At 35.0% G+C, this 13,594-nt stretch carries 9 protein-coding genes; 4 read left to right on the top strand and 5 right to left on the bottom strand.

Annotated features, from left to right (window positions below):
* Positions 1-73: 73 nt before the first annotated feature.
* A complete protein-coding gene (locus tag QQS35_RS20845; RefSeq protein ID WP_285934181.1) occupies positions 74-940 on the top strand; it encodes an SDR family oxidoreductase in 867 nt (288 codons plus the stop codon).
* Positions 941-1,222: 282 nt separating this feature from the next.
* On the opposite strand, the gene QQS35_RS20840 is transcribed toward QQS35_RS20845, so the two are convergent.
* From QQS35_RS20840 to QQS35_RS20820, 5 genes are all read right to left on the bottom strand, one after another.
* Positions 1,223-2,260, bottom strand: a complete 1,038-nt coding sequence (locus QQS35_RS20840) for a LacI family DNA-binding transcriptional regulator (protein ID WP_285934180.1) — start codon at positions 2,258-2,260, stop codon at positions 1,223-1,225.
* 74 nt (positions 2,261-2,334) lie between these two features.
* Positions 2,335-4,695, bottom strand: a complete 2,361-nt coding sequence (locus QQS35_RS20835; RefSeq protein ID WP_285934179.1) for a glycoside hydrolase family 31 protein — start codon at positions 4,693-4,695, stop codon at positions 2,335-2,337.
* 118 nt (positions 4,696-4,813) lie between these two features.
* The gene (locus QQS35_RS20830) at positions 4,814-5,656 is read right to left on the bottom strand and encodes a sugar ABC transporter permease (protein ID WP_285934560.1); all 843 of its coding nucleotides are present in this window, start codon (positions 5,654-5,656) and stop codon (positions 4,814-4,816) included.
* Positions 5,657-5,661: 5 nt separating this feature from the next.
* The gene (locus QQS35_RS20825) at positions 5,662-6,960 is read right to left on the bottom strand and encodes a carbohydrate ABC transporter permease (RefSeq protein ID WP_285934178.1); all 1,299 of its coding nucleotides are present in this window, start codon (positions 6,958-6,960) and stop codon (positions 5,662-5,664) included.
* Between the two features lie 79 nt (positions 6,961-7,039).
* A complete protein-coding gene (locus QQS35_RS20820; protein ID WP_285934177.1) occupies positions 7,040-8,341 on the bottom strand; it encodes an extracellular solute-binding protein in 1,302 nt (433 codons plus the stop codon).
* A gap of 313 nt (positions 8,342-8,654) precedes the next feature.
* On the opposite strand from QQS35_RS20820, the gene QQS35_RS20815 reads away from it, so the two are divergent.
* The 3 genes from QQS35_RS20815 (at position 8,655) to QQS35_RS20805 (ending at position 13,550) form a co-directional block, all read left to right on the top strand.
* Positions 8,655-10,412: a glycoside hydrolase family 13 protein gene (locus QQS35_RS20815; RefSeq protein ID WP_285934176.1), complete on the top strand. Its 1,758-nt coding sequence runs from the start codon at positions 8,655-8,657 to the stop codon at positions 10,410-10,412.
* Positions 10,413-10,431: 19 nt separating this feature from the next.
* The gene (locus tag QQS35_RS20810) at positions 10,432-12,111 is read left to right on the top strand and encodes a glycoside hydrolase family 13 protein (RefSeq protein ID WP_285934175.1); all 1,680 of its coding nucleotides are present in this window, start codon (positions 10,432-10,434) and stop codon (positions 12,109-12,111) included.
* A gap of 80 nt (positions 12,112-12,191) precedes the next feature.
* On the top strand, positions 12,192-13,550 hold the full coding sequence (locus tag QQS35_RS20805) for an MATE family efflux transporter (RefSeq protein ID WP_285934174.1): 1,359 nt from the start codon (positions 12,192-12,194) through the stop codon (positions 13,548-13,550).
* Positions 13,551-13,594 lie beyond the last annotated feature (44 nt).

Here is a 13,594-nt window from a genome sequence, read left to right as displayed (position 1 = left end):
TATGATTTAATCTCATTTATTATGGGAAGTACTATTTACATAGTATTTATTTAATAATTTAGGAGGTTTTAAAATGTCTTCAAATAATAAAAAACAAGTTCTACCAAAACAACATCAAAATAAACAACCAGGTTATGAATATAAGATGGATCCATTACCAAAATATATCGATCCTAACTATAAAGGCAGTGAAAAACTACTTAATAAAGTAGCTGTAATTACTGGTGGAGATAGTGGAATAGGTAGAGCTGTCAGTATCTACTTTGCCAAAGAAGGTGCAGATGTTGCCATCATTTATTTCGATGAACATAAAGATGCTGAAGAAACTAAAAGTTTGGTTGAAAAAGAGGGACGTAAATGTATATTAATAAGTGGAGATGTAAGTGATCCCGATTTTTGTCATTCCTCCGTTGAGAATATTATCGGAGAGTTTAATAAGATTGATATTCTTGTTAATAATGCCGCGGTACAATATCCACAGAACGATATCTTGGATATTACTAACGAACAACTTGAAAAAACATTTAAAGTCAACATATTTTCCTTCTTCTATATGACTAAATCGGTATTACCACATATGAAACAAGGTAGCTCGATTATCAACACTTCCTCTATCACAGCATATAAAGGAAATGAATCATTAATTGATTACACTAGTACAAAAGGGGCCATAACTTCTTTCACTAGAGCTCTGTCCCAATCTTTAGTTAAAAAAGGGATTCGTGTAAATGGTGTTGCACCAGGACCAATTTGGACCCCACTAATTCCTGCTAGCTTTGATGAACAGCAAGTGTCAGAGTTTGGTTCAGATACACCTATGGGAAGACCAGGACAAACATATGAACTAGCACCGGCATATGTTTATTTAGCTAGTGGTGACTCTAGTTATGTTACCGGTCAAATGATTCATGTTAATGGCGGCATTGTGGTTAATGGATAGGTGTGACCTGTACTACGTTCTTGTTCAAAAACAAAACAAGGCTTATTGCTAAAAATAGATAAAGTCTGCACTAACTACCTTTAGTTATGATTTTCTTCTGAGTTAGCTGAAGCCGTGCCCGTGGAAAGCGGGGTATTCTGCCGGAACGGAGTATTACCACTCAAGACTCATTGCAATGGAAAAGAAGTTCACAAAATTTAAGAATACTTAGTGCAAACTTTATATTTCATTGCGAGATTCATAAGCAAAAAGTCTTGTGAAAAGATCAAAAAAAAGAAGTTACTATTTTTTCGTAACTTCTTCTCTTTTATTTGTTGATTGTCTATATTTAATTTTATACGGAATGATTACCCGCTTTGCTAACTCTTCTTTATTTTTCACTTTTTCAATTAGACATCTAGAAGCATGGACACCTAGTTCATAAATTTGTATGTCTACGGTCGTAAGTGGTGGCCTAGTAATTTCTGATAAGTAAACATTATTAAAACTTGTTATAGATACATCACGAGGAACATTTAACCCAAACTCTTCCAACATTGTAATAACACCTAAACTCATTAGGTCATCAGCAATAACTAACCCCGTTGGTGGGTTTTCCAAAGAAAATAAATGTTCAACCGCTTCTCTACCACCCGATTTCAAAAATTCAGTGTGAATTTTATACTCATCAGGACTTGGCAATCCAGCTTGCTTTATTGCAGATTCATAGCCAGACATTCTATCGACAGTAACAACTAAATCTGTCGAACCCCCAATAAATGCTATATTTTTATGACCAAGTTCAATTAAATGTTCAGTTATCTCCTTACTAGCCTTGAAATTATCATTATCCACATAAGTAATTTCATTTTCCTGATCATACGGTTTACCTACTACAACAAATGGAAATTTTCTTTCCAATAAAAAGTCAACAACTACATCATTCATCCGAGAATAAAGTAGGATAATTCCATCCACTCGATTACCATGAACCATCCGTTTTATTTCCTCAAATAATTCCTGCTCTGTTCCACCAGTTGAAACATATAACGAATATTCCATTTCATGGGCGACAGAACCAATACCTCGCAAAACCTCAGGAAAAAATGGGTTTTGCAATGCTTTATCAGCAGATGAGGGCATAACCACTCCAATAGCTTGTGTAGATCGAATTGCTAAATTTCTAGCATTCACATTAGGATGGTACCCTAATTCCTTCATCGCTTTACGAACTCTTTTTTTAGTTTCTAAACTAATGCGCGAATTATCGGCAATAACTCTAGAAACAGTAGAAGGAGCAACACCTGCTATCCTAGCTACATCTTTGATTGTAACTGCCATCGTTTTCACCCTTTGATTAATTGTTAGATGCTTTCAACTGGTAAAGTTTACAAGCCTACCAAATATATTATAAGCTAATCTACTAGAGAAATAAATACACCTTCAGTCAGATTTTCAATCTTTTTCTTGTTCACGAAAACACTTTTCTCTTGTAAATTATGCAGGTCCAACTTCATTTTATTTGAAGGTAATGGATAATTCCCTGTATGTTTTATAAGATTTATTTCCACATACTTGGATGTATTAATAATTTCAAACATTAAATACAAATATTCTTGATTTTCATAACTGAAAGTTTCACCATCATCTTCATAAAATGTGTGGATATAATTACTGTCTTTATCATGGGTGTATACATGAAGAATCAGTTCTTCTTGTTTCTCTTTTAGTGAAGATACAACTTTACCATGAGTAATAGCTGTACCATTCTTAATAAAAATCGGAAGTTGATCGAGATTAGCATGAATCAAGTGCGTTTGACTGCCATGATACGTTTGATTGGTTTCATAATCAACCCAATCCCCTTCAGGCAAATAAACTGCACGATCTGTAATTCCGGGATTCATAATAGGAGCAATGACAACATTATCTCCAATCATAAATTGGTCATTGAGATTATATGTTTTGACATCAAACGGAAATTCCATCATAAGTGGCCGCATGACTGGAAGGCCTTGACTACTAGCTATATAGAATAATGAATATAACTGGGGCATCCATTTATAACGTAATTGAATATACTTCTTCATGATTTGCTCATACTTTTCGCCAAACTGCCACGGTTCCTGATAAACAGTTCCTATTGCTGAATGATTTCTAAAATATGGCATGAATGCCCCAACTTGCGTCCATCGAGTAAGTAACTCCGCATTTGTATCATGGGCAAATCCACCAACGTCAGGACCAGTAAATGGAATACCTGATAATCCTAAATTCATACACATCGGTAACGACATTTGCAAATGCTCCCAAAAACTTCGGTTGTCTCCTGTCCAAACGGATGCGTAGCGTTGCACACCAGAATACCCAGCTCTAGTCAATAGAAATGGACGTTTACCGTTTAAAAGACTCTTCATTCCATCATATGTCGCTTGGCCCATCATTAATCCATATATATTATGAAGTGCTCGATGGGTATCTGGACTACCATCATTTCGATGAATTACATCTATGTCCATCGTTTTTGTTTCATTAAATACAGCTGGTTCATTCATATCATTCCAAATACCTTCTATTCCTAAATCACTATAAAATTTATGCTTATCTCCCCACCAGCTTCTCACCTTTTCATCCGTGAAATCTGGAAAAGCACTAATGCCAGGCCAAACTTCTCCAAAATAATGGTTTCCCTCTATATACTTACAAAAGTGATTTGCTAGTATGCCTTCTTTGTATATCGAATATTCCGGATCCTTTTTCACACCTGGATCAACGATAGGAACAATTCTAATTCCTAGTTCTATTAAATCATCTATTAGTTTTTTTGGATTTGGGAATCGGTCTTTGTCGAATGTGAATACGCGATATTCATCCATATAGTGGATATCAAGATAAATAGCATCGACAGGGATTTCTTTTTCAATGAACATTTTAACTAACTCTCGTACTTCAGCTTCTGTTTCGTAACTATACCTGGATTGATGATAGCCCAGTGACCACTTTGGAGGAATCGGCATTCTACCTGTAAGATAACTATATTGTTCTACAACATCTTTTGGCGTAGGACCGGCAAAAACGTAATAATCCAGTTGACCACCTTCAGCCTTAAATGAGTATTGATCTTGAAGTGACTTCATATCAAATGTAGTTCGGTATGAATTATCAAAGAAGATTCCGTGTGCTAATCCATCACGAAGTGTCATAAAATATGGGATTGATTCATACAAAGGATCGGTTTCCGGATTATGTGGTGCATAAACATCCGAATTCCACATTTGATAACGCTCACCTCGTTTATCAAGAAACCCTGTTTTCTCACCAAAGCCATAAAAGTGATTGTTTTCATCCATTTCTTTAAAACAAATCACTTCTCCATTTTCCTTTAAACCCATACCATATTTTCCCTCTTCAACTAATAAATTATTATTACAGTCTACAATCTTAATCCGAAAAGGACTTTTCTTAGCTTCAATGGTTAATTTCTTTGAATTAAGCTTTACTTTATCATCAGTTTCAGAATAAGTAAGATTAACATGATTTGGTTTCACAACCACTGCCCTTGACGGGTAGGTTGTTGTTTGATTACTAGTTTGCATAGTTATCCGAACTATATCATCACGATAAAAAGCAATCGTCACACTACCCTTTTCGCAATGGAACAAAAAATAGTCATGTTTTTGCTCAACACTTTGTAACCTTCCGATATCAATATACGCTTGTTCATCCATAACCTGCTTTTTTCCAGGATGGATGGCAAAACTAGTATCTTCTAACATTCACTCTTCCTCCTATTCGCTATTTCACTATGGACACTTAATAATAAGTAGGATATGAACAGAAACAAAAGAATAGTCACTAATATGTTACTAATGCCTTTGTTTCTCCTTGACTTACTTAACCTTTTGTTGCACCCGCTGTCAAACCACCTATCAAGTATTTTTGTAATAGTAGAAACACAAGTGCTATTGGTACTGCAATTAAAATTGAACCTGCAGCAAACTGTGTAAAGTTTGTCGAGAACTGATCATTTATAAAGTTATATAATCCAAGAGCTAGCGTATATTTCTCTGGACTAGTTAAAACAATCTTTGGTAACAAAAAGTCCATAAATGGTGCCATGAAATTGAATAATGCAACAACAGCTAGAATAGGTTTTGCAAGTGGAAGTATAATCGTCCAAAAGATTCGCAAATGGCCTGCACCATCAATTTTTGCAGCTTCATCAAGTTCCTTAGGAATCGTATCTAGATAACCTTTAACTAGCCATGCATTAAATGGAATCTGTCCACCAAGGTAAATTAGGGTTAAACCCACTAAAGAATCATTCAAACCAATTGTCGTTAGTAAAATGTATAATGCGACCATTCCCATTAATACCGGAAACATTTGCAGTAATAAAAACATATATAAACCATATTTTCTACCTACAAATTTGAATCTTGAGAACGCATAAGCTATTAATGAAGTAAGTACAATTGAACCTAACGAGTTAGCAATTGCTACACCTAAACTATTTTTATACCAAGTTAAGTAATCACTATTAGGACTTGTAAATAACCATTTGTAATGTTCTAATGTGGGATTCTTAGGAAACAATTGTGTTACTAACATATTAGATCCAGGATTTATACTCATCATTACTGTCCATAACAAAGGATAAGCAATAACGATAAACATTAATAAGAAAAATAAATATATGAACGTTACTTCTATTTTTGATTTTGTTTTTTGTTTCATCGCCATTAGTAACGCCCCTCCTCTTTAAATGCTGCGGTTTTACGGAATTGGAAGAAAGCAAATATAGATATCATTAACCCCATAATTATCGTAATTGCGGCAGCCATATTATAGTTGTTCGTTTCAAAAGTAAGCTTATAAACCCATGAAATTAAAATATCAGTTCCACCAGCATTTTGTCCCCTAACTGCTGGGTCACCTTCATTAAATAGATAAATAATGTTAAAGTTATTGAAATTCTGAGCGTATTGCATAATTAATAATGGTGCTGTCGCAAATAGAAGATGTGGCATTGTAATAAATTTTAACTTTTGCCACCTTGTACCTCCATCTACATCAGCTGCTTCGTACATGTCTGCTGGTACACTTTGCAAAACACCTGTAAATAGAGCAAAAACAAATGGGAATCCAAGCCATGTTTGAATCATAATAATTGCAACTTTTGCCCAAAATGGATCTGACAACCAAGGAATAATCAAATTAAATTGACTCAGAATATCTCGATTTATTGCACCAAAGGTTGGATTAAATAATGCTGAAAAAATTAGTATCGAAACAAATGCCGGTACAGCCCAAGGTAGTATAAGTACGGTACGAATAGTCCTTTTAAACTTGATTCGCTTGTCATTTACCAACAGAGCTAAAAATAAACCAAGAACAATTTGCAAGGTTGTTGCAACAACTGTCCAAACAATAGTCCAAGTAAATACATTAATAAAAGTATTTTTCCAAATATCTAAGCTAAATAAATCTATGAAATTATCAAATCCAACCCAACTCAATAAATTTCTAGGAGGTGCGTTGTATTGGGTATAATCAGTAAAAGCTATACCAATCATAAATGCCAGAGGTAATACTACGATAAAAATTAACATAATTAATCCAGGTAAAATCATGAAATAAGGAAAACCATCATTATAAAAATTAGTAAAGCCTTTTAAAAGACCTGGATTCGGCTTTCCATTCTCTTTCGCTACCGCATCGCTTCTCGCATCTTTTATATTGAATAGATAAATCGCTATACCAAATAACAACACGATAACAGAAATTAAACCTTGAATTAGCAGTTGTACAGAATGATGTTCTCTAGGGATTGTTCCAAGTGTAAACAATCCCCAGATACCAATATCTAAAAAGTCCCAAGTAGTTATTAGGAAAGATGTGGCAATAATAAAAAGAAATATTCCTTTTAAAAAGCGTCTATTGTACATCTGACCTAGACCTGGAACAATAATGGATAATAAAGTAGCTAGATTTCTAGGGCGTTTCAAACTATATTTACTACTATCATTTGATGAAGCCATTTTTTGTTCCTCCTCTTATATAGATAGAAAATGATATATGGAAAGTTTATCACTTTCCATATATCATTTTATTAATTATTTATTGAGCACCAGACGCTGCAATATTGTCAGAAATTTGTTGAACAGCTTCATCTAATACTTCTTCTACGGGTTCACCTTTTGAGAAAAATGTTGCTGCTTCATTAATTGGATCCCAAATTTGTTGAACTGCTGGAACACCCGGCATCGCTTGACCATAACTAGCTTGTTCAGCAAATGGTTGATAAATTGGGTCATCTGCAATAGCAGGATCTGAAGCTGCTTCAATATGTGCAGGAATTTCACCAGCAACATCATAATATAACATTGAATTTTCAGCATTCGTAATATAAGTCATCAAATCTGTAGCCCACTCTTTGTTTTCAGAGTAATAAGAGAGTAAATAACCCTTTACGCCAACAGCTGATGGTTGCGGGTCTCCATCTTCATTTACTGGAAGTGTTGCAACTCCTAAATCATCACCTAACGCATCTTGGTACTCTCTGACCATCCATGGTCCATTAATAACGGCAGTCACTTTTCCTTCTTTAAATAAACCATTCATTATGTCTGGAGTTAAATCCTGTGGAATGTATCCGTTTTCGAACCACGACTGAATCATTTTCCCTGCTTCAACAGCGCCTTCGTTATTTAAACCTATATCATTTATATCATAGTTGCCATTTTCATTTGCAAAAATATACGCGCCTCTATCAATATAAAAAGGATAAGTAAAATAGAAGTTTGCTGCTTCCATTAAGAATCCAAATTTATCTTCTCCAGTATTTGTATCCTCTTCTGCAATTGTCATTAATTCTTCCATTGTTGCTGGTGCTTCATCAATAAGAGCTTTGTTGTACATCAATGCGTATGTTTCTGTTACCGCTGGTGCAGCATAATATTTACCCTCAATAGTAAAAGCGTCTAATGCAGTTTGTGTATATTGTGATTCACTATCACCTAAGTCAACAGCGTCAACTAAACCACGCATCGCTAAATCTCCAACCCGGTCGTGTGGTTGGAAAATGACGTCCGGTCCATTTCCAGCAGGACCCTCAACATCTAATTTTTCGACCTGATCTAACATGTTAATCGGAATTAATTCTACCGCAATACCTGTTTCTTCTGTATATTTATCAGTAATTTGCGTAACCGCCTCTTCTTGTTTCTCTTCAGCATTTACCCATACGGTTAATTTTTCAGGCTTTTCTGGCATTTCAGCTTCTCCGCCACTATCATTTCCATCTGTGTCTGTCTCTGTTCCGCTTTCTGTATCTGTCGGTTCAGATTCTTCTGGACCACAAGCAGCCAAAAGACCTATAATTAAAATTAAACCAAGTAGTGTTCCCAACCATTTTTTCATGTAATTAACCCTCCCAAGTTTTTAAATGTTCGACATGCGTCTTATCTGTGAAAACGATTGCGCATTTCTTGATTTTTATTATACATACCCTCCAATTGTTTGACAACCCTATTTTTTATCTTTTTTTTAAAATCATTAATTTAATGTAAATATCATCATATAAAGATGGTTAACGCTTTCAATATTCTTTCTTTTTTATTATAATTGTATTAAATGATTAGTTGGTTTATATTGTAACAAGTGAATTTTAAAACATGAATCGCTCATAACAAATCTCGTTTATGCGCAACCGTTTGTTCAAGGAGGAGAACTAATGATAAAAGAATCTATCTATCATCGTCCCAAAGATAATTTTGCATCTGCCTATGACAAGGAGACATTGCACATACTGTTACAAACTAAAAAAGGAGACCTTGCTAGTGTTGAGCTAATTCACGGAGATCCTTATCAATGGAAGCAGGATAAATGGATCAATCAACATAGCAGTATGAACAAAACAGGTAGCTCTCTATTATATGACTATTGGTTTATTGCTATTAAGCCCCCGTATCGCCGAATGCGTTATGGCTTTCAATGTACAGATCAGCACGATTACACATGTACGTACACGGAAAGAGGCTTTTATGAAAAAGAACCTAACGATGTAAGTTTTTATTTTAATTTTCCGTTTCTTCACGAAATAGACATATTCACAGCTCCTAATTGGGTAAAAGATACAGTTTGGTATCAAATATTCCCTGAAAGGTTTGCGAATGGAGATAAATCTCTGAATCCAGAAAATACATTAGCATGGGAAAGTATATCTCCTTCTGCTACAGATATGTTTGGAGGCGACTTTCAAGGAGTTATCAATCATTTAGACCACTTAGAAGAACTCGGTATTAATGGTATTTACTTTACACCAATTTTCAAAGCCTATTCAAACCACAAATACGATACGATTGATTACATGGAGGTTGACCCACAATTTGGGGACAAACAAACATTTAGAAGGTTAGTCAAAGAATGTCATCACCGCGGTATTCGTGTAATGCTTGATGCAGTATTTAACCATAGTGGTTATTATTGGCCACCATTTCAAGATGTGCTTAACAAGCAAGAGAAGTCTGTTTATAAGAACTGGTTTCACATATGGAACTTCCCTGTTCAAACGGATGGAACACCAAATTACGACACCTTTGGATTTGTGTCTTCAATGCCTAAACTAAACACTACAAATCCAGAGGTGAAACAATATTTATTAGATGTTGCTCGTTATTGGATTGAAGAGTTTGATATCGATGGTTGGAGGTTAGATGTTGCCAACGAAGTTGACCACACATTCTGGAGAGAGTTTAGAAAGATAGTTAAAGCAGTCAAACCTGACGTATATATACTTGGGGAGATTTGGCACGATTCAATGCCCTGGCTAGAAGGAGATCAATTTGATGCGGTTATGAATTATCCGTTCACAAATGGAGCTATAGATTTTTTTGCAAAACGAACAATAACTGCAGAAGCATTTGCGGCTAGCATTACTAACGTATTGCATATGTACCCTACAAATGTAAATGAAGTTACTTTTAACTTACTTGATAGTCATGATACACCAAGGATTTTAACGCTTGCGAAAGATAATAAACAGCTTGTCAAACTATTATATTTATTTCAACTTTCTTTTGTCGGAACTCCTTGTATTTACTATGGAGATGAAATAGGCATGAGCGGGGATCAAGACCCAGATTGTCGTAAATGTATGGAATGGGATAAAAGCAACCAGGACAGAGATTTATTTGCATTTGTAAAAAAACTAATCCAATTAAGAAATGAATTACCTGTGTTTGGGAATAAAGGTGCTTTTCGTTTCTTACAATTTGATAATAAGAAAAATACTGTTGTCTATGAAAAGGTTACCAGTCACCAACAACTCTTATTTGTAATAAACAATAGCGATATTGCGCTTCAGATCGATGTCGACTCTCTATCTGAACAGACATGTTTTGAATTATTTACGAACAAACAAGTGCACTTTAATAAAAAAGCAACGATTCAAATAGAAGCCTATGGATATCGTTGTTACCAAATTAAGTGAAATTAGGAGGATACATAGAATGAATAAAGCATGGTGGAAAGAAAGTGTTGTTTATCAAATCTACCCACGTAGTTTCAATGATAGTAACAATGATGGTATTGGTGATATTCTTGGAATTATAGAAAAGCTTGATTATTTAAAAGACCTAGGTATTGATGTAATCTGGCTTTCACCAGTCTACGAATCTCCGAATGATGATAATGGCTATGACATTAGTAATTATCAGGCAATTATGGCTGAGTTTGGAACAATGGCAGATTGGAATCAACTTTTAAAAGAAATACATCGTCGTGACATGAAATTGATGATGGACTTAGTCATCAATCATTCTTCTGATGAGCATTCATGGTTTGTGGAATCAAGAAAATCAAAAGAAAACGCCTATCGCGATTATTATATCTGGCGCCCTGGCAAAGATGGTTACGAACCTAATAATTGGGAATCAGCTTTTAGTGGTTCTGCTTGGCAATATAATAAAGAAACAGATGACTATTTCCTTCATCTTTTTTCTAAAAAACAGCCTGATTTGAATTGGGAAAACACTACTTTACGAAAAGAAATTTATTCTATGATTACATGGTGGTTAGATAAAGGCGTTGATGGTTTACGAATGGATGTTATTAACTTTATCTCCAAGGATACTAATTTTCCAGATGGAGAAAACCCTGAAGGGAAAAAGTATGTTTCGGGGGCAAAATACTTTATGAATGGTCCTAAAATCCATGATTACTTACAAGAAATGAATAAAAACGTATTATCGAAGTACGACGTCATGACAGTAGGAGAAATGCCCGGTGCAACACCTGAGGAAGCTGTACTTTATACTGGCGAAAGACGTGATGAATTAAATATGGTATTTCATTTCGAGCACATGGACATCGACTCGGGTTTTGGAGGGAAATGGGATGTAAAACCATGGTCACTCATCACATTAAAAGAAATATTATCTAAATGGCAATATAAATTGGAGCATGATGGATGGAATAGTTTATATTGGAATAATCATGACCAACCCCGTGTTGTGTCGAGATTTGGTCATGATGATGAATATAGGAATAAATCAGCAAAAATGCTAGCTACTACCTTGCATATGATGAAAGGTACTCCTTATATTTATCAAGGTGAGGAAATTGGGATGACTAATGTTCGTTTTTCAACTATCAGTAAGTACAGAGATATCGAAACACTAAACGCATATAAAGAAAAAGTTACAGAAGGTTGGCCTGTGGATAAAATTATGCAAGCTATCCATATTAAATCTAGGGATAATGCACGAACACCGATGCAATGGGATACTACAACAAACGCTGGTTTTACCGAGGGGGAACCATGGATTCAAGTAAACCCGAATTATACTGATATTAATGTCAAACAAGCTATCCAGGATTCTAATTCCATTTTTCACTATTACAAACAATTGATTCAACTCCGAAAGAAATATGACATTATTGTGTACGGCGCATATGACTTACTATTAGAAGACAATCAAGATATCTTTGCTTATACACGTCAGCTAGGTAGTGAAAAGCTTTTGATTATTAGTAATTTCACAGAAAAACAAGTTGCCTTTTCTACACCTATAGATGTAAAGTTATATCGTACTCATAAATTATTAATAAGTAATTATGAAGCAACAGATGAATTAGAAGATATCTCACTTCAACCGTATGAAACACGTGTTTACTACTTTAGCAAATAACATGATTGATTATGGATGTAAGCGTTGGATTTTATAGCTCCTTCTATTCATTGTCTGCTTTAGGAGGAGAATGATCATCAATGGGAGAGTCAAAACAACAAAAGTTAACTCTATTTGCATTAACTTGGCCAATATTTATTGAAATAATGCTTCATATGTTGATGGGGAATGCTGATACACTTATGTTAAGCCAATATTCCGATCATGCAGTAGCTGCTGTTGGTGTAGCCAATCAAATTATCTCTGTTATAATCGTCATGTTTGGATTTGTCGCAGCTGGCGCATCAATTCTTGTTGCTCAAAACCTTGGGGCTAATCAACCAACAACCGCTGGGAGGATAGCTGTAACTTCTATCAGTCTTAATCTGTGGTTTTCATTGTTCTTGAGCATTGGCTTATACCTATTCAGCGAAAATATTCTTGTCATGATGGACCTTCCAAATGAAATAATGGGAGAAGCAAACACATATATGGCAATTGTAGGTGGATTCATCTTTGTTCAAGCTCTAATCATGACCGTAGCTGCTATTTTAAGAAGTTATGGATTTACCAAAGATACGATGTATGTAACGATTGCCATGAATATTGTAAATGTTGTGGGAAATTATTTTGTTATCTTTGGCCCCTTTGGATTTCCGATTCTTGGTGTTGAAGGAGTAGCTTACTCAACCATGATTAGTAGATTTCTAGGTTTCGTTGCCCTACTTCTCATTTTAATAAAAAGAAGTAATAAACAATTACCATTCACTTCGTTCTTTAAATACAAAAAAGAACACGTTAAAGATTTGCTAGGTATTGGAGTTCCTTCAGCTGGAGAACAGCTTTCCTATAACGGTAGCCAAATGGTCATAACGTATTTTATCGCTCAGCTTGGCACTGTTGCTTTAACAACAAAAGTCTATGTACAAAACATTATGATGTTTATTCTTCTGTTTTCAATCGCTATTGGCCAGGGTTCTCAAATACTAATTGGTCACATGATAGGTGCTGGTGAAGTAGAGAAAGCCTATAAACGGTGTATAAAAAGTCTACAAATATCTATTATAATAAGTACTGTTGCTGCTGTTATAGTCTACTTTTCAAGCGACTTTTTGTTAGGTATTTTTACAGAGGATACAACCATAATTGAAAAAGGCGCTTTGCTTCTACTGGTTACAATTATATTGGAGCCTGGTCGAGCCTTTAATCTAGTGGTGATAAATTGTTTACGAGCTACTGGGGATGTAAAATTCCCTGTGTTTGTGGGTATTTTATCGATGTGGGGTGTAAGTGTAACATTCGCTTGGTTTTTTGGAATTGTACTAGACCTAGGACTTATCGGTGTTTGGATTGGATTTATCGCTGACGAATGGTTACGTGGCATCATTATGTTACACAGGTGGAGATCCAAAGTATGGATACGAAAAGCCTTTGTTAAAAAGGAAAAATCTACAGTCTAATAGAAGAAAACCCATGGCGTCAATACATGACATCATGGGTTTCT

This window comes from Aquibacillus rhizosphaerae (assembly GCF_030282825.1).
Classification (GTDB): Bacteria; Bacillota; Bacilli; order Bacillales; family Amphibacillaceae; genus Aquibacillus_C; species Aquibacillus_C rhizosphaerae.
The sequence above is the reverse complement of the archived record's forward strand: the minus strand, read 5'-3'. Positions and strand labels throughout refer to the sequence as shown.

Excerpts from the sequence above, each read along its gene's own strand:
- QQS35_RS20845 (WP_285934181.1), top strand. The coding sequence starts at position 74 with ATGTCTTCAAATAATAAAAAACAAGTTCTACCAAAACAACATCAAAAT.
- QQS35_RS20840 (WP_285934180.1), bottom strand. The coding sequence starts at position 2,260 with ATGGCAGTTACAATCAAAGATGTAGCTAGGATAGCAGGTGTTGCTCCT.
- QQS35_RS20835 (WP_285934179.1), bottom strand. The coding sequence starts at position 4,695 with ATGTTAGAAGATACTAGTTTTGCCATCCATCCTGGAAAAAAGCAGGTT.
- QQS35_RS20830 (WP_285934560.1), bottom strand. The coding sequence starts at position 5,656 with ATGAAACAAAAAACAAAATCAAAAATAGAAGTAACGTTCATATATTTA.
- QQS35_RS20825 (WP_285934178.1), bottom strand. The coding sequence starts at position 6,960 with ATGGCTTCATCAAATGATAGTAGTAAATATAGTTTGAAACGCCCTAGA.
- QQS35_RS20820 (WP_285934177.1), bottom strand. The coding sequence starts at position 8,341 with ATGAAAAAATGGTTGGGAACACTACTTGGTTTAATTTTAATTATAGGT.
- QQS35_RS20815 (WP_285934176.1), top strand. The coding sequence starts at position 8,655 with ATGATAAAAGAATCTATCTATCATCGTCCCAAAGATAATTTTGCATCT.
- QQS35_RS20810 (WP_285934175.1), top strand. The coding sequence starts at position 10,432 with ATGAATAAAGCATGGTGGAAAGAAAGTGTTGTTTATCAAATCTACCCA.
- QQS35_RS20805 (WP_285934174.1), top strand. The coding sequence starts at position 12,192 with ATGGGAGAGTCAAAACAACAAAAGTTAACTCTATTTGCATTAACTTGG.